Annotated in this window: 21 protein-coding genes; 16 read left to right on the top strand and 5 right to left on the bottom strand. The window is 63.1% G+C overall.

Going from position 1 to position 21,970, the window contains the following annotated elements; translation table 11 throughout:
* Window positions 1-446: 446 nt before the first annotated feature.
* From ASG11_RS04280 to xth, 10 genes are all read left to right on the top strand, one after another.
* A complete protein-coding gene (locus ASG11_RS04280) occupies window positions 447-1,283 on the top strand; it encodes a hypothetical protein (protein ID WP_055775609.1) in 837 nt (278 codons plus the stop codon).
* A complete protein-coding gene (locus tag ASG11_RS04275; RefSeq protein ID WP_055775606.1) occupies window positions 1,280-3,541 on the top strand; it encodes a UvrD-helicase domain-containing protein in 2,262 nt (753 codons plus the stop codon). Before ASG11_RS04280 ends, ASG11_RS04275 begins: the two co-directional genes overlap by 4 nt.
* Before the next feature lie 320 nt (window positions 3,542-3,861).
* Complete coding sequence (locus ASG11_RS04270) at window positions 3,862-5,235, top strand: hypothetical protein (RefSeq protein ID WP_055775603.1); 1,374 nt, start codon at window positions 3,862-3,864, stop codon at window positions 5,233-5,235.
* Window positions 5,235-6,089: a DNA adenine methylase gene (locus ASG11_RS04265; RefSeq protein ID WP_055775600.1), complete on the top strand. Its 855-nt coding sequence runs from the start codon at window positions 5,235-5,237 to the stop codon at window positions 6,087-6,089. Before ASG11_RS04270 ends, ASG11_RS04265 begins: the two co-directional genes overlap by 1 nt.
* A gap of 1,743 nt (window positions 6,090-7,832) precedes the next feature.
* A complete protein-coding gene (locus tag ASG11_RS19175) occupies window positions 7,833-8,000 on the top strand; it encodes a hypothetical protein (RefSeq protein ID WP_156363637.1) in 168 nt (55 codons plus the stop codon).
* Between the two features lie 34 nt (window positions 8,001-8,034).
* A complete protein-coding gene (locus ASG11_RS04260; RefSeq protein ID WP_055775597.1) occupies window positions 8,035-8,472 on the top strand; it encodes a DUF1810 domain-containing protein in 438 nt (145 codons plus the stop codon).
* Window positions 8,473-8,485: 13 nt separating this feature from the next.
* Window positions 8,486-9,061 (top strand): alpha-ketoglutarate-dependent dioxygenase AlkB, encoded by a 576-nt coding sequence (locus tag ASG11_RS04255; protein WP_055775593.1) that lies wholly within the window; start codon window positions 8,486-8,488, stop codon window positions 9,059-9,061.
* A 74-nt stretch (window positions 9,062-9,135) separates the two neighbouring features.
* Window positions 9,136-9,396, top strand: a complete 261-nt coding sequence (locus tag ASG11_RS04250) for a DksA/TraR family C4-type zinc finger protein (RefSeq protein WP_055775590.1) — start codon at window positions 9,136-9,138, stop codon at window positions 9,394-9,396.
* A 211-nt stretch (window positions 9,397-9,607) separates the two neighbouring features.
* The gene (locus ASG11_RS04245) at window positions 9,608-10,018 is read left to right on the top strand and encodes a hypothetical protein (protein WP_156363636.1); all 411 of its coding nucleotides are present in this window, start codon (window positions 9,608-9,610) and stop codon (window positions 10,016-10,018) included.
* 4 nt (window positions 10,019-10,022) lie between these two features.
* Window positions 10,023-10,850: an exodeoxyribonuclease III gene (xth, locus tag ASG11_RS04240; protein ID WP_055775585.1), complete on the top strand. Its 828-nt coding sequence runs from the start codon at window positions 10,023-10,025 to the stop codon at window positions 10,848-10,850.
* Window positions 10,851-11,138: 288 nt separating this feature from the next.
* Here the strand turns inward: xth and ASG11_RS04235 are convergent, their stop codons facing one another.
* From ASG11_RS04235 to ASG11_RS04215, 5 genes are all read right to left on the bottom strand, one after another.
* On the bottom strand, window positions 11,139-11,318 hold the full coding sequence (locus ASG11_RS04235) for a DUF3606 domain-containing protein (protein WP_055775582.1): 180 nt from the start codon (window positions 11,316-11,318) through the stop codon (window positions 11,139-11,141).
* A 76-nt stretch (window positions 11,319-11,394) separates the two neighbouring features.
* Complete coding sequence (locus tag ASG11_RS04230; RefSeq protein ID WP_236697491.1) at window positions 11,395-11,673, bottom strand: hypothetical protein; 279 nt, start codon at window positions 11,671-11,673, stop codon at window positions 11,395-11,397.
* A gap of 12 nt (window positions 11,674-11,685) precedes the next feature.
* The gene (locus ASG11_RS04225) at window positions 11,686-14,949 is read right to left on the bottom strand and encodes an error-prone DNA polymerase (RefSeq protein ID WP_055775572.1); all 3,264 of its coding nucleotides are present in this window, start codon (window positions 14,947-14,949) and stop codon (window positions 11,686-11,688) included.
* The gene (locus tag ASG11_RS04220; protein WP_168371737.1) at window positions 14,946-16,484 is read right to left on the bottom strand and encodes a Y-family DNA polymerase; all 1,539 of its coding nucleotides are present in this window, start codon (window positions 16,482-16,484) and stop codon (window positions 14,946-14,948) included. The genes ASG11_RS04225 and ASG11_RS04220 overlap by 4 nt, the downstream gene beginning before the upstream one ends.
* 163 nt (window positions 16,485-16,647) lie before the next feature.
* A complete protein-coding gene (locus ASG11_RS04215; protein ID WP_055775570.1) occupies window positions 16,648-17,325 on the bottom strand; it encodes an ImuA family protein in 678 nt (225 codons plus the stop codon).
* A 466-nt stretch (window positions 17,326-17,791) separates the two neighbouring features.
* Here ASG11_RS04215 and ASG11_RS04210 point away from each other — a divergent pair, with 466 nt between their 5' ends.
* From ASG11_RS04210 to ASG11_RS04190, 6 genes are all read left to right on the top strand, one after another.
* The gene (locus tag ASG11_RS04210) at window positions 17,792-18,322 is read left to right on the top strand and encodes a hypothetical protein (RefSeq protein WP_055775567.1); all 531 of its coding nucleotides are present in this window, start codon (window positions 17,792-17,794) and stop codon (window positions 18,320-18,322) included.
* The gene (locus ASG11_RS19355) at window positions 18,256-18,447 is read left to right on the top strand and encodes a PEPxxWA-CTERM sorting domain-containing protein (RefSeq protein ID WP_082472575.1); all 192 of its coding nucleotides are present in this window, start codon (window positions 18,256-18,258) and stop codon (window positions 18,445-18,447) included. Before ASG11_RS04210 ends, ASG11_RS19355 begins: the two co-directional genes overlap by 67 nt.
* Window positions 18,448-18,937: 490 nt before the next feature.
* Window positions 18,938-20,149 (top strand): hypothetical protein, encoded by a 1,212-nt coding sequence (locus ASG11_RS04205; protein WP_055775566.1) that lies wholly within the window; start codon window positions 18,938-18,940, stop codon window positions 20,147-20,149.
* A gap of 8 nt (window positions 20,150-20,157) precedes the next feature.
* Window positions 20,158-20,895 carry a hypothetical protein gene (locus tag ASG11_RS04200; protein ID WP_055775565.1) on the top strand — a complete coding sequence of 246 codons (738 nt, stop codon included), beginning with the start codon at window positions 20,158-20,160 and terminating at the stop codon, window positions 20,893-20,895.
* The gene (locus ASG11_RS04195) at window positions 20,892-21,572 is read left to right on the top strand and encodes a PDZ domain-containing protein (RefSeq protein WP_055775562.1); all 681 of its coding nucleotides are present in this window, start codon (window positions 20,892-20,894) and stop codon (window positions 21,570-21,572) included. Before ASG11_RS04200 ends, ASG11_RS04195 begins: the two co-directional genes overlap by 4 nt.
* Entirely contained in the window at window positions 21,569-21,970 is a 402-nt protein-coding gene (locus ASG11_RS04190) for a hypothetical protein (protein WP_156363635.1), read from the top strand. Before ASG11_RS04195 ends, ASG11_RS04190 begins: the two co-directional genes overlap by 4 nt.

Genomic DNA, 21,970 nt, shown 5'->3' with positions numbered 1-21,970 from the left:
ACGCGCGCTGCACATGGAAGCTGTAAAATTGCTCCCGTGATCCAGTTATTTGACGTTCAGACCCATAGTCGGCCGTTCAGCAACGCTTGTGATCCGTCCCAATAGTCGCGGTTCATTCAGCCGCAGTCTTCCCGTTTGGAGGAGGAGCCTGGGTCTTTGAAAATTGAGGGATAGCTAGCAAGCTCTTGCCAGCGCGCCAGCGCGGCTGAACATCCTTCAGTAGGCCTATTACTATGGAGGCCGCATGTCTTGAGAACGCGGCGGGCGCAGACCCCCACCACTGCACGCACGGTCGGCAAATACGAGCAGCCGGGCGGAAATGACAGACCTGATCGCGGCACTAATCCGGTCGATGGTCGCCGTAGCGGCGTCGAGCAATGCGGGCGCGGTGGACATTGCGGCTGGCACCGCATAGTCTTTGCTGGGGTAAGGGAGCATCAGTCAGGGTGACGGCAAAGCGGGAGACCGAGCGCGTCCAGCCGACCGAGGTGCGGGCGCAGGGCGACATTATCAGGATCGAGCACGCTGGCCCGAGCACCGACCCCACGCTCGGGGTCGTCATCAACGCGGACTGCGACCTCGCCAACCGGAAGCTCGACGGCGTTATCGCATATCTGCCCATGTATCCATTCAAAGACTACCTCGCGCGCTTCTGGGCCCCGGGTTATATCGCCGAGGTGCGAGATCAGGCGACTAGCAAGGTCATTAAGGCGCTGGGTGACGAGGGACATGCCGCCGAGAATTTACACGCTTGGATCGCTACCGCAGGCGCCGATGAGGTCGGTTCGGCGCTCGCGAAGTCGCCTAAGCTAAAGAGATCGCAGATAACGGGCTTGGTCCATGACATCAGGCGGCTTGCGATCGCGCTCGAGGACGAAGTCGACCCGTTCTCCCGCTTCCTCGCGCTCTGTCGAGTCGAACCGGACGGTCCCGCCTACACGCGCACGCATCTTTCTAGTGCCAGGAAAGCTATGGGCGAGGGTCACTTCCAGATCAGCGACCTAGTCGAGCACCCGGACATCGGCTTCGTGATCCGCATGAGACGCATCTACACTATCGCCGAAGGCCTCTGCTTCCGGTCGCAGGCCGAGCAGCTTGCCTGCAGCGGCGGCGCGGAGACCACCGCTGTTAGGATAGGCCGCCTGACGGAGCTCTACCGCTTCAAGGTCGCGCAGCTGTTCGCCCAACAGTTCTCTCGCATTGGGCTCCCCGACGAAATCACCGCCTTGGGCACCCTCGCCATCGAGGATATCGCCTCCGAAGTTGCCAAGGATACCGCATGAAGGCCCTCGTCCTTACCCCCCGCGCTCTCTTCAAGCTCTCGCAATTCTCTATTGGGCCCGAGTGGTTCGACGAGTTCGGCTTGCCGACCGAGGATTGCGGACTCAGGCGCGCGGTGATCGACGGCATCGTGTATCTGCTTGAGGCGGACCTCGACACGGACGAGACGCCAGTGGTTGTTGTGAACGCCGCCGGCATTGACGGGGTGCTGGCTGATCCGACAACGCGTTCTGCGATCCTTGAGCGGATCATAACGGTCGGGCGCTCGGTCTACACGGACAGCGTGAGCATTCCCACAGGATGGCGCAAGCACCAGGAGGACTGCGTCTTCTCAATCCAAGCCTCCAGCCGCGAATGGCGCTCTCGCGTGCATTTCGACATGCGCCCACAGGATCGCAACGACCTCTACGTGTTTGCCCGGCTTCCAGAGCAGCGAACGTTCGACCGGGTGGAGCGGCATGTTGCGATCTACGAGGAGGCCAGGGCCGGACTGATCGAGGCGGTTTTGACCCAGTCGGAAGAGCCCACGGCCGCGTCCCGTGCCGGCATTACGCTCAGCCAGCGACTGCCGCAGGGCTTCGTCCAGGGGGCCACGCTCGAGCAATGGTACCGCTCCAAGCTGACGACGGAGCAACGGGAATTTGTTGACAAGCCGCATGACGGGCCGGTGAGACTGAGGGGTGCCGCCGGGACGGGCAAGACCTTGTCGCTCGTGGTGAAATTCTTGCGCGACGCACTGGCCGCTGAGGGATCCTCGAAGCCAATCAAGCTTGGCTTCTTAACTCACAGCTTCGCATCGGTCGACCTCGTCAACGCGATCGGCGAGAGCCTCGATCCGAAGGGACTGCTGTTCGGCGCCGGTCACAACGTAAAGCTGCATGTCCGCACGCTCTACGATCTAGCGCACAAGAACCTCAACTTCGAACTCGATCAGCTCGAGCCGCTGTCGCTGGACGGCCGGGAAGGCCGCCGGTTGCAGGCGGAGCTGATCGCGTCGACGCTAAAGGACCTCGCCGCGTCAGGGATCGTCGCCGCGCAGTTCGCTGAAATCAGCCCGGACCTGCGAGCGCGCTGGGACACGGCAGCGGCCGGGACTGACCGGCGACTGATCGGCGAGATCATGAACGAGTTTGCCAGCGTGCTCGATGCGGAGGGCGTCCGACAGGGCGACGAGCGGGGCGAGCGCTACGCCAAGGGCAGCTTTCCCCGACCGGCGTGGCTGATGGCGCTTCCTTCAGAGCTGGATCGTCGCTTCGTCCTCGAGTTGCACCGCCGCTACCGGCGCCAGCTGGGCGAGATGAACACGCTAAGCGTCGACCAGATGATCGGCGATTTCAACTCCTTCTTAGACTCCAACCGGTGGGACCGCATCCGCGAGCGCGACGGCTACGATGCCCTCTTCGTCGACGAGCTACACCTGTTCACCTCGATTGAGCGGCAGACCCTGCACAAACTTATCCGGCGGAACGCGGACGAGGACGGCAAGCCGAAGCGTCCGCCGGTGTTCATGGCCTACGACCTAAAGCAGAGCCCTCGCGACACCTTCGCGCAGTATGGCGAGGGCGACACCAGCCTGTTCGGCGCGTCCACCGGGCTGCAAAACTCCGAGCTGGTGAAGCTGGAACGGGTGTTCCGGTACACGCCTCAGATCGCGGAGTTCCTCGCAGACCTCGACGCTACCTTCCCCGCGATCGACTTGCCCGGAGAATGGGACGCTTACTCAGGCAAGGCCGAGCTGGAAGACGGCGCCAAACCGGAACTGACGGTCTACCAAGACGAAATCGGGCTGTTCGCCGATGTGTTCGAGCGGGCCCAGCGCATAGCGCGCGCCGAGGCCGGAGGCGGCCGGCGCGTCGCAGTGCTGTGCGCCAGCGACGAGCAGTTCGACAAGTACTTGCCCGTCGCCGCCGGACGCTACCGGGACCGGCACCTGCCTATCATCAGCCGCGAGCCATCCTCGGACCTGCGCCACGCCGGCAAGCGCTTTATCTTCAGCATGCCAGAATATGTCGCCGGCCTGCAGTTCGAGACCGTGTTCCTCATCCACGTTGACGCGACCGAGGCGCCCACCGACGCCAGCGACGGGGTGCGGCGCCGCTTCATCTCCAACATCTATCTCGGCTCCAGCCGCGCCGAAAAGGCTCTCAGCGTGGCAGCATGCCTCACGCGCGGCGGTCAGTCAGACATCCTCGACATGGCTCTGCAACGGAAGAGCTTGATCGAGATGGCCGCTCCCGTCCGACCTGCCAAGCGTAAGTAACGGCTAGCATCGGTAGCAACAATGCCGGTTACGCGACCGCTCTTCAGCCTCTTGCGAGCGGACGTTTTTCTTCTAGATCACCCGCCGATCCAAACACCGGCGGTTGGTGCTTTACGCCCCTGATCGCGTTGAATCGGTATCTGCCACCCCGGCTAGGGCGCCTGGAGCGCGGAGAGCGGCGAACGCGCGTTACGCCCAGCTAAAGGCCCGACCGTTAGATAAAGGGATCAGCGTGGTCCGTTCGGCTCATATTTACGAGAACGCTTGCTCGTCGGCCGACGCTTGTGCTTATTCTAAACCTGCGGCGGGATCGGGGGAATATGCGCGAAATGTACGAGAAATTTAAGTTCGATCGGGTTGGGCTCTCGCTCATCGACCTCGATGATAAAAACCCCCGGATCGTAACGCCACAGCGTCTAACCTCCCCAAAGGAGATACTAAGCTATTTCTTCGAGCATGAGGACCTTAGTACGTTCGTCAAAATGATCGCCGTGGAGGGAAGAAATCCGGGTGCTGAACGCCCGTACGTGATCCGATCAGGCAAGCGTTATGTAGTCGTTGAAGGCAACACGCGCATCGCTACATACAAACTCCTTACCGGGCAGCTCGTTGCGCCCGAAGAGTATGTGTCCGCCTTACCTCACATAACGGATGATCGGAAAGAAGAACTTCTCAGCGTCGACGTCGCAATAGCGCCTTCGCGCGACGCCCTCATGGGCATCATGGCTAGGGCGCATTTCGGGCGAGGCGACAAGTCGCGCTGGGGCTATCTGGGCAGCCGGAAAGCGGTTTATGACGATTGGAAGGCAAAGAAAAGCATCGCTCAGTTGGCGTCAGTTTTCGACCGAACCCAAGCGCAAATTCGCGACTTACTCATCGAATACGAACTCTATCTCGAGGCATTGAAGCTCACTTGGACACCGGCAGAGAAAGAGTTGCTTCTCCGACCGTCAATCGAGTTCAACCCGCCAGTCCGCTTTTTGCAGACCGCCGGCCACAAGCAGCTTATGGGCATCGATTTTGATCGCGCGAACGTCCAAGTGCAATTCTTGGCGCGAGACGCAAAACAGAAGTTTCATCATCTCATAAAAAAGATGGCTATCAATGACAAGGGGCCCGGAGCGACCGCGTCGTACGCTGAGGTCTTCGCAGATTACACGCCGCCCACAACGTCGCCTGCAAGTGCAGGAGGGACAGTACAAGCCGGCTCGAGTGGAGCGAGCACGAGCTCCGCAGCTGGATCCTCCACGTCAGGTTCTTCTTCGAGCACCTCGCAAACATCAACAACGGCGACAGGATCGCTGAAGACCGGAGCCCTGTTCGACTACGCCGTTACGAAGAATAATGCTCCGCTAAGACAGTTGATGAAAGAGGCAAAGGGACTAAATAGTAAAACCTTTCCTGCGGCTGGCGCTGGTCTTTTAAGGAGTGTCGTCGAAGTTACTTTAAAGGTCATCATAGACGATCAAAATGCAAATACGACCAACAGCTTACTTTCGCTTGAAACTGCTTTATCCATAGCGCAAGGTAAAAATGTAAAATTAGGCGCTGATGATAAGCGTATTTTGAAGGAGTTTAACAAGAATCACTTGGAATATATCAATTTAGGCGCTCACGCGACGGTCGTACCGAATTATGATCGGCTGGTTATGGCTCGGGATTGCATCGCACCTTTTATAATGCGGAACGTTTAATGCTTGTATCGCCTCTTCGTTACCCCGGCGGGAAAGCGAAACTGTTTGATTTTTTTTCGCAGCTCATCGTTCAAAACGAGCTTCTCGGATGCAAATACTGTGAGCCGTATGCGGGGGGGGCAGGGCTGGCGTTGAAGTTGCTGTCGGGAGGCTTCGTCAGCGAAATATTTCTTAACGACATCGATGAGGCGATCTGGGCGTTTTGGACTTCAGCCCTCACGCAAAATCAGAAATTTTGCGAATTGATCGAGTCTACAGAAGTGACGATCAGCGAGTGGTATCGTCAGAGAGACATTTGGCGGGCGAAAGATGCTTCTAACGTGCTTGAGTTAGGGTTCGCCACCTTCTTTTTAAACCGCACTAATCGGTCCGGGATTATCGAGGGCGCGGGGCCGGTTGGAGGATACGCCCAGTCAGGTGAGTGGAAGCTGGACGCTCGATTCGACCGGACGAAGCAGGCTGCCGCTATCCGCGCCCTCGCTCCTTACAGAACAAAAATTAGGGTCACAAATCTAGATGCTCTCGATTTCATCAAGACCACGCTTTCTGACAAAAACTCGCTTACTTACCTAGATCCCCCATACTACGTCAAAGGAAGCAAGCTTTATAGAAACTCGTATAGACATGAGGATCATCTGGCAGTTAGAGACGCGGTGGGCAAAAAACGCAACGGACGATGGGTTGTATCGTATGACGCCGTCAGTCAAATAAGGGAAATTTATAGCGATTTCGACCCCATCTACTATGCTCTAAGCTACAGCGCGGGGCAAGTCGCATCGGGTAAGGAGGTGATCTTCGTCAGTGACTCTCTCATGTCGCCGTCGCTGGCTGGCTTTGTTCGCATAGCGGCTTGATGCGGCCTGCCCGTTGTAATTCATATCAGCCGGCGCTCTGCCGCGAATAGTCCCGGCGCTGAGATGCTTCCGCCTCGGTGCACCTACGCGTCTCGCTATCGACTGCTTCCGTATTTTCGGCCCGAGCGCGATGCCTGCCAGGTACCGAGGCGGTTGCCTTCCAGCCTGCGGCAAAAATGTCCGCGTGGTCCACGCCCCCATAAAGCTGAACGAAGGGCGGCCTACCTCGACTGGTTGCCTTAAAGCGGACAGGCCGTAATCCACCATGATCAGACGTTCAGCGTGCCCGGTGGCCATCCTCAAAGCGGACCGGCTGGAAACGCACACTTGCGGACGTTCGGAGATGGCGTTTACATTTACCCGCATGGTTTACATCGCAATCCTACTTGCAACTGCAGTCGTGACATCTCATCCGGCCGGCGCTGTTGCAGATCCATCGCCCGAACGCCGCGCGGCTGCTCATCGACTGTTGCAGAGTTTGGGCGCGGAAGATCACCGAACTGCTTTGCTCGACGGTTCAATCGACCATCTACTTCGGCTGTCGAGCCCTAGCTGTGCGGGCGTGACGGTCATTGAAGTACGAAGTTGCGCAGCTGGAACGCCTGCGGGCAAGGTAGTAATCGACTCTGTGTCGTATGGCCGCGCTGAATTGCTTAGAGCAGTCGCCGAGGCTCAGGAACTTGCATACGCTAAGCGACTGACCGTGTCCGAGATGGACGCAGCAGGCGCATTTGCAAGCACAGCAGCCGGGCGTCGATTTTTCACCGAGGCACCTGATGCCGGTGCGGAAATCACGAACGCAGTAAACGCGCTTCTGCTAACTCGCTTTGAAAAGGCACTTGCGACCGCTCAGCCTAAGGCCGANGCACGGGACTGCGTCTGGCACGGGGTGCGGGGGCGGGGTCGGTCACGATCGGGCCGAGGCACCTGATGCCGGTGCGGAAATCACGAACGCAGTAAACGCGCTTCTGCTAACTCGCTTTGAAAAGGCACTTGCGACCGCTCAGCCTAAGGCCGACACGGTGGTCGACCCAGTCCAGTGACCGTCTGCTGATCACCAAAACCGGTCATAGCGGGTCTGCTTCGGCGTTCCCGATAGCGGAGGTTCGGCTAGTGCATTACGGCGCAATCCGATGAGATACAGGATCATAGCTGCGGCGATGATGTTTTGCGTTTTCGCATTGCCGAGCAGCGTTAGCACGTCGGAGGCGGCGACCGAAAGAGCGGTCCCGCCGGGCTTCCGTTCGACGGTGCGACCGGCTTTCTAAACGGTTACTCCCTTCGTTCGCCGGTTAGCGGTGACTTTTTTTGGAACGGCGCTCTGGTCGATCAGGGGGTTCTCAAGACCTATCTCGCGCAATGGGCGGCTTTGCCTCACAGCGCGGGCCGCCTCTTCGTAGCGTTCGAGCCGGGTACCCGGCAGGCCCGCGTGGGATGGGTCCGAAGACAAGTCATCGCCAGCGGTCTGTGTATCCAGCGCCGCTTTGGGGAGATTGGCTGGAATGTGAAAAGGCCGGTTGTGAACTGACGGCCTTTGCCGTCTCGAGCTTCAAAGCGGACCGACTGCTTTCACCAAAGGCCGACGTGAAATACTTTTCCGACCCTGCGGACTCCAGATTGGATCGCTGCCTCGAGTGAGCCGCTCCTTGGCGTGAACGTGCGTGATTTGGGTGCGGCAGCTTGACGAGCCACAAACCGGACTTAGTAGTTGAACCGGCACCGTAACAATATGTGGGGACTAGAATGTTCGACGATCAGGATCGCGCGTATTTTGCTCGGCGGGCGCACGAATGCCGTGAGAAAGAGGCCGCCGCCACTGACGCTGCGATCAGCCGGATTCACCGCCAAATGGCTGAGGAGTACGAACGGCGGGCTCGCGGCGAAGAGCCGAAGAGTGTAGCCCGCCTCTAGTATTAACGGCGCAACTCGCCCGCCCGGAGCAACGATGGCCGACCCATACGATCTCCACCGACTTGTCGCGGCCCAGGCGGACATCTATCCCACGGCCCTGAGCGAGATTCGCCGAGGCGCCAAGCGCTCGCACTCGATGTGGTTCATCTTCCCGCAGATCGCGGGGCTAGGTCACAGCGAGATGTCGCGCCGCTACGCGATCGCCTCGCTCGACGAGGCGCGAGCCTATCTCGACCATAGCCTAATGGGGCCAAGGCTGCGCGAATGCGTCATCGCGCTTCAGGATCTGGTCGGCACTACTGCGGAGCGGGTTTTCGGAGAGGTGGATGCCGCCAAGCTGCGTTCGTCCCTCACGCTGTTCGAGGCCGCCGGAAACGATCCGGTGTTTTCAGCTGCGCTCAACCGCTGGTTCGCAGGCGAACGCGATCAGAGGACGCTAGAGCTGCTGGCTTCGAGGACGATAGGCCCCTAAACAGCGACGCACGATGCTCGACCTGTTCGACACACCGATCTTGCCGGGTCTTCGCTTGATGGACGCGTTTGTGTCCGAGAAGGAGGTGCCGGCGCTGACCGCCGCGATCGACGCCGCCCCGCTGTCGCCGTTCCGTTTTCAGGGCTGGCTTGGCAAGCGGCTGACCCACAGCTTCGGCTGGCACTATGATTTCGATAACGGGAGCTTCGCGGCGGTCGAGCCGATCCCGGACTGGCTTGAGCCCCTACGTATCCGCGCGGAGGACGTTGCCGGGCTGACGCGCGGATCGCTCGTCCAGGCGCTGGTGATCCGCTACGACGTCGGTGCCGGTATTGGCTGGCACCGCGATCGCCCGCATTTCGAGCATGTCGTTGGGATATCGCTTGGGAGCACCGCCATCATGCGGTTCCGCCGGCGGATCGGCACGCGCTTCGAACGGGCAAATGTTCCGCTCACCCCGTGCGGCGCATATCACCTCAGCGGCGAAGCGCGTCACGACTGGGAACATAGCATTGCCGAGATGAACGCGCCGCGCTGGTCGATCACCTTTCGCAGCCTGTCCGACAAGGGTCGGGCGCTACTCGATTAATGCCCCGGGAGGTGGAACTCCACAATAGAATACCCATATCCATCAGGCACTTGAGCAAAACGAAGAGACCAAAGATGGCAGGCGGTTGGACGCGCGATGGCGCGGTGCAGGATCAGATCGACGACACGGTGATGGACGCGGTCCTCGCCGCTCGCGCGACGATGCCGAGTGGCGACAGCGAACCGTGGTGCGTGGTGTGCGGCGACGACATCCCTGAGGGTCGCCGGGAGGCGATCCCGGGCGTCAAAACCTGCGTGACCTGCCAGAGCGGACGCGACCGGCCCGCGGCAGGTCTGTTCAACCGACGTGGCAGCAAGGACAGCCAGCTGCGGTAACGTTGTCGGCGGCTGAAAGCGCAGCACCCCAATGCTCCCGGCAATGGCATTTGCGCGTTAGTGGTCGATCATGGCATGCCAGCAGAACCTCAAGATCTTCCGAACCCCAACAAGGTTCCACGATGCCTGTGTCGCCGCGCCGAGCCGCGAGGCGGCGCTTGAAGCCTGGGGATCGGGCCATGATCTTTTCGCGCGCGGTGTCGCCGAGCAGGTGGCCGACGAAGCTCTGATGTGCGAACCGCAGGCGCATCACGGCAAGGCCATCAAGCTGTTGCGCAGCACCGTAGCCGAACGGTTGGCCGCGCTTCCCGATGGCCCACCGCCGCCGACCGCGAAACACACCTCCAGCCCGGCCCCGGTCGATCCAGCTAAGCCGAAGAGAAATCTGCCCAAGCCGAAGCCAAGATCAAATCGCGAACTACAAGATCGCGCCCGACAGGCGCTCGACAAGGCAAAACCCAGATACGAGGCAAAACGAGCCGATATGAAGCCCCGCGCCGATGAACTCGCGCGCGAGCCGGCGCTGGAAAAACGCGAAAAGACTGAACTCGACAAGCTCAGCCGCGCGCACGACAAGGCCGATGCCGAATATCAGCGGCGCATGCGCGCATGGCGAGGCTGAACGCATGAAGATCGCAACCTATAACGTCAACGGCATCAACGGCCGTTTGCCGGTCCTTCTTCGTTGGCTTGAAGAGCGGCGGCCGGATGTCGTCTGCCTCCAAGAACTCAAGGCGCCGCAGGAGAAGTTTCCGGAAAGCGCGATCGAGGCGGCCGGGTATGAAGCGATCTGGCTCGGCCAAAAGAGCTGGAACGGCGTCGCGATCCTGAGCCGGGTCGGCACGCCGGTCGAGACGCGCCGCGGGCTGCCGGGCGATCCCGATGAAGCCCAGAGCCGCTACATCGAGGCGGCGGTCAATGGCGTGCTGATCGGCGGGCTCTATCTGCCCAACGGCAATCCGCGCCCGGGCCCTAAGTTCGAGTACAAGCTGCGGTGGTTCGAGCAGCTCATCCTGCACGCGGCCGAGCTGCTCGCGACGGCTATGCCAGTCGTCCTTGCCGGCGACTTCAACGTCATGCCGACCGAACTCGATGTCTATAAGCCCGAGCGCTGGCACGACGACGCGCTGTTCACGCCCGAGGTTCGGGCGGCATTTGCCCGGCTCGTGGCGCAAGGCTGGACCGATGCGCTGCGGACAATCCATTTAGACGAAACGATCTACACCTTCTGGGACTATTTCCGGAATGCTTACGGCCGCAATGCAGGGCTCCGGATCGACCACCTCCTGCTCAGTCCAACTCTCGCGCCGCGGCTGAAAGACGCGCAGGTCGACGCGCATGTTCGCGGCTGGGAGAAGACGAGTGACCACGCCCCAGTCTGGATCGAGCTCAAATCACCGCGGTCCGCCGCCGCTGATCAGCCAACGTTGGCGTCAGCGAACCACGCCGCATAGGGGGTGGTGCGGGCCATGTGCCGGTTGAGATCCGGCGTTCCATCCGTCCACCACACGGGCCCGCGTTCGCCAAGCTCCACTTTAGCTGAGTTTACCTCGGCATGCGCGCGGTCTTCCGCCGCCGGATCGTTTGTGCGGCGCGCGGCGGCGACAGCGCGCCTGGCGTTCATCAACCGCGCCACCAGTTCCTCTCGCTCGGTTGCCGACAGTGACGGATTTGACGCACGCCAGAGCCGCCCCCGCACGACGATGTACCGCCCATCTGGCGTGGTCAGTGGCGGCGTGTGATCAGGCCTTTTTGAGATGGCGCTCGACCGCGTCAGCACTGTTGCCAACCGCCGCTACCGCTGCGTGTAACTCATCGGCGCTGATGCCGAACTTGTCGGTCCAATATTGGACTTCATAGTCTTCACCGAGCGAGATCCGCGAGGCGTCTTGTGGCCCGCGCAGTGTCTTGTCGTCAGCCATGTTCGTTCTCCATCAGAAGTACCCCGAACGATCGTGACTCTATTTGGATGCTGGTGCCCGCCCGCCCAGGTTCAACTTATGGAACGACACTGTCATCATATCGGCCAGCCCGGCGAAGCTGGCGCACGATGCCGTTGAACGCCGCGGTCACGCCCTGCGCTCGGCCGATCTCATTTTCTTGTCTGGCGGCATCCCAATACAGCTCGAGCGGCCATCGTTCCGGACAATGCTGTAGCAGACAGCGCAGCGCCAGACGCACCTCGACACCGTCCACCCGGCCATCAGCAGAGCGCGACACGCCCGAGCGCAAGATGTGAACCGAGAGCGCGATGACAACGCGCTGATGTCGTGGCATCTTCGCCAAGGTTCACCGGAAGTCGTGAGATTTGAACCGCACGACCTCCTCCGGATCCATGCCCTCGGCATGCGGAGGCCAGTATGAGTTGCGAGGACGCGGATCCCAGCCAGCGTCGCCGCGATCGGGTGAGCCTGCATGGCGAGCGCCATCGCCGCGCCCGGTGCGGTGTGGGAACGACATCTCGCCGACCCGGTGAAGCAGATCGCCATGATCGATGATGCGGTCGCAAATGATATGGATCACCTCGCCCTCGCGCTGCACGCGGCCCTTCATGCCGATCATCGAGGCCGACATGACGGTGCGGCGCTGGCGCTCGAACCGGTCCGGCCACAGGATGCCGTTGGCGATGCCGGTCTCGTCTTCGATCGTGAGAAACAACACGCCCTTGGCGGAGCCGGGCTTCTGCCGGACGAGGATGATCCCGGCGACCTCGACATACCGGCCGTCACGAATGGTCGCGAGGTCAGCGCATCTCGTGACGCCGCGCCGGGCCAGCTCGTCGCGCACGAAGGTCAGGGGGTGAGCTCGAAGCGAGAGCTGCAGCGCGCGGTAATCCTCGATCACCTCACGTCCGTCCGTCAGCGGGCGGAGCGTAACATCGGGCTCCACGCCTTCCGCGCTGAACGCCTCCGCCGCGCGGTCGGCGGCCGCGAACAATGGCAACGGCGCTTCGCCCAGACCGCGCACCTTCCACAACCCCTGACGACGATCCGCGCCGAAGCTATGAAACACGTCACCATCGGCGAGCTTCTCGATCGCGGCGCGCTGCACGCCCGAGCGCTTCCACACGTCCTCGACGGACTCGAAGCTTGTCGTGGCGCGCGCGCCAACGATCGCGGCGCCATCCGCGTTCGACAGACCCCGCACGATGCGCAGACCCAGTCGCACGGCGAGATAGCGGCCGCCCGTTGGCTCAAGCGTGCAGTCCCAGCGACTGGCGTTGATACAGGGCGGCCGGACCTCGACGCCGTGATCGCGCGCGTCGCGGACGATCTGGGCCGGAGCGTAAAACCCCATCGGCTGCGCGTTCATCAGTGCCGCACAGAAGGCATCGGGATGATGATGCTTCATCCAGCTCGAGGCGTAGGAGATCTTGGCGAAGCTGGCCGCATGGCTTTCGGGAAAGCCGTATGAACCAAAACCTTCAAGCTGACGGAACGTGCGTTCGGCGAACTCGCGCGGATACCCACGCGATACCATGCCCTCGACAAGCTTCTCCGCGAAATGCGACACGCCGCCGGTGAACTTGAACGTCGCCATCGCGCGCCTGAGCTGGTCCGCCTCTGCCGCCGTGAACCCCGCGCCAACGATCGCCACCTTCATCGCCTGTTCCTGGAACAGCGGGACGCCCAGCGTTTTCTCGAGCACGGCGCGAAGTTCCGGCCGGGGATATTCCGGCTTCTCCAATCCCTCGCGCCGGCGCAGATAGGGATGCACCATGTCGCCCTGGATGGGCCCGGGCCGCACGATCGCGACCTGGATGACGAGATCATAGAAGCGTCTGGGCTTCATGCGCGGCAGCATCGACATCTGCGCGCGGCTTTCGATCTGGAACGTGCCGAGCGTGTCGGCTTTCTGGATCATCGCGTAGACGTCCGGATCATCGTCCTGCAGATCGGCAAGCTCGACCTTCAATCCCTTGTCGGCCTCGAGCATGTTGAACGCCCGGTTCATGCAGCCGAGCATGCCCAGCCCCAGCACGTCGACCTTCATGAACCTCAGGGCATCGATATCGTCCTTGTCCCATTCGATGATCTGGCGATCGTCCATCGCCGCCGGTTCGATCGGCACGAGATCGTCGAGCCGGTCATGGGTGAGGACGAACCCGCCGGGATGCTGGCTCATATGGCGCGGCACGCCGATAAGCTTGCGCGCCAGATCAAGCGTCAGCCGCAGCCGGCGATCGGCAATGTCGAGGTTGAGTTCATTTACCTGCTTCTCCCCCACGCCTTCGGCCGACCAGCCCCAGATCAGCCCAGCGAGCGAGGATGTCAGATCCTCAGGGAGCCCCATCGCCTTGCCGACATCGCGCACGGCGCCGCGCGCGCGGTAGCGCTGCACGACGGCGGTCAGAGCGGAGCGGTCCCGGCCGTAGGTCTCATAGATCCACTGAATGATCTCTTCGCGCCGCTCATGCTCGAAGTCGACATCGATATCGGGTGGTTCGCGGCGCTCACCCGACACGAACCGCTCGAACAACAGCTCGTGCTTGATCGGATCGATCGACGTCACGCCGAGCACGAAGCAGACGCACGAGTTGGCGGCGGACCCCCGCCCCTGGCATAATATGCCGCGCCGGCGCGCTTCGCGCACGATCGCGTAGACGGTCAGGAAATACGGCGCGTAGCCAAGCTCGCCAATCAGCCGCAGCTCGTGCGCGATCTGGTCGGTATATGCGGCCGGTACATTGCCATCGAACATCCGGTCGACCGCATCGGCCGCCAATTGCTGCAGCGCTTCCTGCGCGCTCAATCCATCGATCAGCCGTTCGTGCGGATATTGATAGGCCAGCTCTCCCAGATCGAACGTGCAGGCACGCGCGATATCGACGCTGGCACGCAGCGCATCGGGATAGGCGGCGAAGCGCCGTACCATCTCGGTTGGAGACTTGAGCGCTCGGTCCGCATTGACCTCGCGCCGGTAGCCAAGCTCATCGACGGTGCACTTCTCGCGCACCGCGGTCACCACGTCCTGCAACAGCCGGGCTTCAGGCGCATGGTAAAGCACGTCCCCCGTGACGACGGCTCGGACGCCCGCACCCTCGGCCTGACGCGCTAGCGCATCGATCCGCACCGCGTCCCCCGGCCTGCGCCGCTGAAACAGCGCCATAAAGCCGCGCTTGCCGTATACCGCCCTCAGATCAGCAAGTGCCTCAAGGTTCTCGTCGTCCGCCTCATGCGGCAACAGGATGGCGATGATGCCTTCGGACCAGTGTTGCAGATCGTGCCAGTGGAGCAGGCAGCCGCCTTTGCCGGCGCGCTTCTTGCCCAGGGTCAGAAGCCGCGTGATCCGCGACCAGGCCGGGCGATCCGTCGGGAACAGGATCAGGCGGCGGCCGCACGACAGGTCGACGCGCGTGCCGGCGATCGAGCGGACGCCGGTCGCCTTCTGCGCTTCCCAGGCACGCACGACACCGGCGACGGTGCCGATGTCGCCAACGGCAAGCGCCGGGTACCCGAGCAAAGCGGCGGCGGCGAACAGCTCCTCTGGGCTGGACGCACCGCGTAGCAACGAGAAATGCGTGAGCACCTGCAGCTCGACATAGTCGGTCATGCGAAAACGCCGTGGATCCACCAGCTCAGATCGCCAGTGTCATCCATCATCCCGTCGCCGCGCCGAAACACCCAGAAGCGCCCGCCGGTCTCATCCTCGACCCGGTAATAGTCGCGCACTGCCCAGACCTCGGCGTCGCGGCGCCACCACTCGCCGTGGATCCGCTCGGGGCCATCGCCGGCCACAACCTTGTAACGCGTGCCGCGCCACTCGAACCGCCGAGGCGGCTGATCGGGCAGCAGCGCGATCACGCCCCAGAGCGGTTCTGGTCGCGCGAACAGCCGCACCGGGCGTTGCCAGTTCGGCCAGGTGCCCGGCGCCACGATGGGGTCCGCACGCGTGACCGCGCGTTCCGGCACATGGCTGGGCATCGGTGCCACCCGGAACACCGCGGCAGGTCCGATGCGTCCAGCCACGACGTCGACGAGCCGCGCGGGATCCCGCACCACGACGTCGCCCGCGAGCACGGCGCCGAGATCGACGGCGTCCAGTGGTTCGGTATGCGGGGCGGCAAGCCAAAACTGTTCCATCCCCATGCCCGGATCGATCTTTTCGATCCTAAGCTTGAGCAGCCGTAGCAGATGCGCGGTCTCGCGGGTCGGGCGCGATGTACCGACGCCGACGATCTGCTCGGTCCCATCGACCCGTGAGCCGACGAAGCGCAGCGAGCGGACACCCAGTCCGCGCGCCTGCAGCACGGTTGCGAGATCGCCGAGCAGATCTTCCATCACCCGCGCGATCGCTTCGGCGGTGCCGATCGGCTCCATCAGCCGTCGTTCAACGACCGGGGTGGTAACGTCCATACGCGGCGTGATCGGCTCGGCGACGCCGCCCATCGCCTGATCCAGCCGGGTGATCGCGGCGAGCCCCAACCGGCGCGCCAGCGGTCCGCGCGCGACGGGCAGCAGGTCGCCGATGGTCTCGAACCCGAAGCGTCGTGCCGCCCCAAGAGCGGTACCGCTCAATCGCAACGCCGCGACCGGTAGCGGGGAGACCGCGCGTACCGTCTCGCGCGCCGGCACGATGGTCAGGTCGCTCGGCGCGAACCGGGCCAGTGCATGCGCCGCGCCGGCGGTATCCGCCACCGCCGCCCGCGCGGTGAACCCGGCGCGCTTGCAGAAGGCGAGCAGCCGCTGGCAAAATCTTGTCTCACCACCATGAAGGTGATCGCAGCCCGCCAGATCCAGCCAGAGGCCGTCGGGCGGGGTCGCGGCCGCGATCGGCGACCAGCGCCGCACCGCGAACAACGCGAGCCGGTCGAGCAACGCGGCGTCCGCGTCCGGGTCGGCGGGACGAAAGTCGAGATCCGAGACGAGCGCTCGCGCATGCGTGGCCGCCATCCCGACCTGGATGCCGAGCATGGCGGCCGACGGACACGCCGATACGATCTCCTCGCGGCGACCGACCTTGCCGACCAGTGCCAGTGGCGCCCGGTGGAAATCGTACGCGCTGAACCCGCCGGTTATGCCTGCCGTCCCGAGCTCGGTCCTGAACGGATGGCTCGCCGCCTCGGACCTCCGGCCAAGCTCGCGCATGGGTGGCCGGGCATGCGGGGGCAGCGTCGCGATCTGCTGGTCGACGCTTGCCTTGGACGGTGCCTGTGCCCGTGCCCAACGCGCGCCGGGCCGCCAGCCTCCGCCACGCGGGACCGAGCAGGCACCCGGATCATCGTCGTGGGCAAGCTGAAGTGCGCCGCGCTCAGGCAGCGGCATGGCGCGCCGTTCCAGCCGTCTCAGCCGTTCGATGGCCAAGTGCGGCAGGAACAGCGAGACGACCCGTCTCATCGCAGCCCTCCAGCAGTATCGAGAACGCCTCCCCGCCGCGCTGACGCGCGAGCTCGACCAGCCAGCGTGGCCGGCCGACGCCCGCCACGCCCAGACGCGCCGACGGCGCGCTGGCGATGCGCCAACGGGTGCAGGCCGCCGACGGCTCGGCCAGCGGATCCTGCTCACGAGCACGCCGTCTGCGCAGCAGCAGGACCGGGATCTCCGCATCGGCGGCGACGAGTTGCAAACGGCGGGTGGCTACCATCGATACGCGGCTCGCCTCGGCCACGATCGCGGACGGCGTGCCGTCGCGGATGGCGTCTTCAACGACCGCCAGCAGCGCGTCGTCGTCACGAGGCTGGGCATGGATCAGATCGGCGGAACGCAGGCCGGCTTGTTCGAGTCCCGGCGCATAGAGGTCGCAGCGGCAGCTCACCCAGAGCACGAGGCCACCGGTAGAGTGCGCTTCTCGCGCGGCGATGCCGGCAAGAAAGAGGGTCGCCGCCGCGTCGTCGACCAACGATGACGACGCGGCCGCCGCTTCATGTAAAGCGCCGGCCCGCAGGCCGCCGGCCAGGCGGCAATCCAGCTCTTGAACGCCAAACGGCATGATCCGGTGGTCGACATTCGGTGTCGCGACAGCTCGTAAGTGGGCTAGGCTCGGCAGAGAATCGGTAACGGCGGGCATGACGGTGAGACTCGGATCGTTCCCTTTATGTTCCGCCAATCTCCGGTATTGGTCAAGCGGGGTTGGTCTCGTCCCGTAGAATCACTGTTCTGCGACCTGGGGCCTGACCGACCGTCCGACGATCAGCCGTTGGCCCGGTCTTGCGATACGCCATGCTTAGCTCGGTCCATGGCCCCTTCGACAGTGGACGTCCGCCCCGGTGATATAGTCCAACGCTCGAGACACCCGCTGCTGCGATCGATCCGGGACGTCATGTGGCCGCCGATCAGCGATTAGCGCATCTAACTTCACTGAAGTCGAGATTTGTAAAAACCGGACGCAAGATTGTCTTGATATAATGTCCGGAAAGAGTTTTCACGCTTGGACGACAACCAGGGGAAAAACACTCATGATGCAAAAGTTCGCATGTCTCGCCGCGATCGCGATTACATTCGTGGCAACCGATAGTGAAGCGACGACATTGGTCGTTAATCTCACCAACCCCACGGAGACCACGTACAAATCAGGTAATGAATGGTTTTTGAAGACGCAGGGCATCACTTTCAGCGGCGCGGGGCCAGTCTCGATCGGCGGCGGAAGCGTGTTCGTCTACGACAGCGCGATTTACGATGAAGGCACCGGCACGTTTACGCTGGAGGACCTGCCGTTCGCCGCCAAGTCGGTCACGTTCGATCTGACCCGCATCCACACGAGCACGTTCTGCAACATCTTCGTGCCGCAAACCTGCATCGACGCGAACAAGATCTCGGCTACGGCCTATGACGCCCTGGGCAATCTGCTGGGCAGTTATACGACGACCGATACATTCACGAGCATCCGGTTCGCGTCCGAACTTGGCATCGGCCGCGTCGTTTGGACCGGAGCACGGCGAACGATGGGCGCGTCTATCCACCCTTCTTCGGCAACGGCTCTCGCCTGAGCAATCTCGTTCTTTCGGACGCCGTCCCCGAACCCGCGACGTGGAGCATGATGATCACCGGCTTTGGACTGATCGGAGGCTTGACGCGCTACCGGCGGCGAAACGTGAAGGTCGCGTACGCCTAAATAAACTCACTCGTTTAACACTCAACAGTCGGCCGAAAGGCCGGCTTTTCTTTGTTTTGCTGGCAGCGCTGCGCCGACACCCTTGGTCCGGTTTCGTCGCTGCGAGACGGTCGTTGAACCTCGATGCGAACGCTTGCCCAACAGACGCGCCCCCACCCAACGGTTGGCGAGCCCAACGGCACGCCGCGCACAAATATTGCGGGGGCCGCGACATTCGACTTGCCTGCGCGCGCGAAGCGAGCAATCTGAACCCGCTTCCCGTGAAAGCCGGGAAGCGGGGCTTCGAAACCTCAGACAGTGAACTCGGTCACCGCGAAAGCGAAGGCCGGGTGGCATGCGCGTATGTCCAGCCGGCAACGGTAAAGGCGCATGCGCCTGATCACTGACCAGGTTTCGAACATCCGGCTTCGGCCGTCGCCCCGAGAGGACATAGGTGCGACGAAGAGGCCAAGCGGCAGATCCTAGGCGCACCTGAACAGGAGGTGCGACCATGACGCTGGTTCTGCTCGATAACGACAATACACAGGTGGTGCGCCGCGTGCCGCAAGGCGAAGCGCGGAGGGAGGCCACGCTGCGCGACATGATCGCGGATCATCCATCGATGCTGCCGGTGCACGACCTCGACCCGAGCTATGGCAGGCTCATCACCGTGACGAAGGAGCTGTCGATCCCGGGGGTCGGGTTTGTCGACATCCTGTTGATGGACGAACACGGCCGCCTGGTGGTGGTCGAGTGCAAGCTCTGGCGTAACCCGCAGGCACGCCGCGAGGTGGTCGGCCAGATCCTCGACTATGCGCGCGAGATCAGCCGGTTCGGCTATGAGGATCTCCAGCGGCAGGTGTCGATCGCGACCAGGCGGCCGGGCAACGTGCTGCATACGCTGGCGCGGGAAGCGGGCGGCACGCTGAGCGAAGCGGACTTCGTCGATCGTGTGACCCGCGACCTGACCGCCGGACGCTTTCTGCTGCTGGTGGTCGGTGACGGGATCGCCGAGGGGACCCGCCGCATCGGGGAGTATCTCCGCGATCAGCCCGGCCTCGCCTTCAACTTCGGGTTGATTGAGATGGCCGAGTATCGCTTGCCCGGCACGAACGGCGCGCACCAGATCATCATGCAGCCACGCGTGCTGGCGCAAACGGCGGTGATCGAGCGCCACGTCATTCGCAGTGAAGTACCGGGGATCGCGATTGACCCAGTCGTGACGTTGCCGAACGCGCCAAGCACTGCCACCAGCGCGACATCACAGCCGACCGACGCCGGAATTCGCTGGCGCGCCTTTGTCGACCGCTTCCTTGCCGAGACGACGTTCGATGATCCCGGCCAGCCGCCCGCGCGGAGCGGCGGTACGGGCTGGATGCGCGTGCCGCTGCCTGATGGCTTCTACGTCAACGTGTACCGAAGCAGCGGGCAAAACCGCATCGGTGCCGAGGTACGGTTCCCGGGGACCGAAGGCGCGGTTGCCTTCAGCGCCCTCGGGGAAGAGCGGCGGGCGATCGACGCGGAGTTCAGCGCCCAGAATATCGGGGGGCTCGAATGGATCGCGGGCGACGTGCCAGCGCTCAGGGTTACCGCGCCCTACGGGCCACCAGGAGACGAGGCTAGCGAGGTCGCGCAACGCCAGTGGATGGGACGGGCCGCCAACCAGTTCGTCAACTCGCTCCGCCCCCGCCTGCAGCGGCTCGGTCAGGACCTCGCGGCGTGAGGGCGCCGATGGTTCTGCGAATCGTGCTGGCCGCCGGCCTCACTGGGAACGGCGCGGCGCCAGCGGCCGCCGAGCAGGCGCCGCGATATCATGCCTACGGACCCGCCCCGAGCTGGGAGAGATACCGCGCCATCGCCGAAGCTGGCATCCGGGACCGGATGATCGATCCGGAGTCCGCGCGGATCACCTGGATGGGCGGGTATTTCAAGGGCGATCACAAGCCGCCCTTGTCACCACGTTATTCTGGATATGTCGCCTGTGGCTCGGTCAACGCCAAGAACAGGATGGGTGGCTATACCGGCGCATCGTCCTTTATCGTCGTGATCGATTATGATCGCGTTCTGCTGCTCGATATCGAGCGCACGGGTAGAGGCTTCGCGGGCGCGGCCTGCGAACAATACGCGCTGCAACAGAAGCTTCCGCCGCTTACGGACGCCGAGCGCGACCCGGCATCCGAAGCCACCGCAGGTAGCGGGGCGCCTGCCGCCGCGTCGGCGCGACTCACCAGCACCACCTCGGGTCTCACGCTCCGCGCGATGCCGGACGGCGCCTATGTCAGCGGCGTGGCGGCGGGCTCGCCCGCCGCGATCGCCGGTCTCACGCCCGGCATGGTCATCGGCTCGGTCAACGCCATCCCGCTCGGGGGCATGGGCGACGCCATGCTGAAAGTGGTCGACGCGGCGGGCGGCACCGCGACCCTCTCGATCGTCGGCGGCAAAACGCTAAAGCTTGGAGGTTTAAAATGAACGCCCTCACCCGCCTCGTGGTAGCCGCAGCCTTGACCGTCATCGCCGCGCCGTCGATCGCGAAGGAAGAATATGTCTACGGTCCCGAGCCTGACTGGGCACACTATAACAGTTTGGGCGAGGCAGCACTTCGCGCGCAATTGCCCGATTCCGACAATTGGTCGGTGAGCTGGCCCTACGGCTACATGCAGGCCCGGTGGTGGCACAAGGGCAAGACACCGGGTTGGCTGACCTGCGGGATCATGACCGCCAAGGTCCCCGCTCCGGGTCAACGCTCCCCGGTCAAGTTCGTCGCGGTAATCGACTATGACCGAGTGCGAATGATCGACATCAGCCAGAAGGACAGCAACAGTCTCGTCAACGTCGCATGCGCCGACTTCGCGCAACAGGGCAAGTTGCCGCCCGCGCGCCTGAGACCGCCAGTTCTCGATCTGTCGGTCGCGCGGATCGGCCTGACGATCCGGCCAATGCCCGAGGGTGCCTATGTCGTCGCCACCGCCGCCGGGTCGGCGTCGAACCGCGCTGGCTTGGTGCCCGGCACGGTAATAACCCGAGCGAATGGTATCGCGCTCGCCGGGCTTGCGGACGCGATGATCAAGATCCTGAGCAGCGGGGCCACCGCGCTCACGCTCGAGACGGCGACGGGCGGACGCGTCGAGGTCATCGCCGCGCCATGAGCCGACCCAAGACGCGCTGGCGGATGGATTGGTATAACGGCTGGAGTCCTGAGGACCGATGCGCGACGCTCCCTGACCAGCGCCAGGCTATTCGGGACGGACGGATCGCGAAACCAACGCGCTGTTCGATCTGCGGCTTTGCCCCCGCCGATCATCTCGGCACCACCAACACCGTCTGGCTGCACGACGAGAATTATGCCGACCCGCTCGCCGCCTATCACGTCTGCCGGTCGTGCCACCGGACGCTGCACGATCGCTTCGATCATCCCCAGCCATGGCGTGAGCTGGTCGCGCGATACGGCACTGGCGGACGCTGGTTCGAACTCCTGACGATGGACCAGGCGTCCCTGCGGCGGCCGTTCGGACTGACATATCCGAACGGCCTACCACCAAATTGA

This window comes from Sphingomonas sp. Leaf357, from assembly GCF_001423845.1.
In the GTDB taxonomy this organism is placed as follows: Bacteria; Pseudomonadota; Alphaproteobacteria; order Sphingomonadales; family Sphingomonadaceae; genus Sphingomonas.
This window is presented reverse-complemented; position numbering and strand designations above follow the sequence as displayed.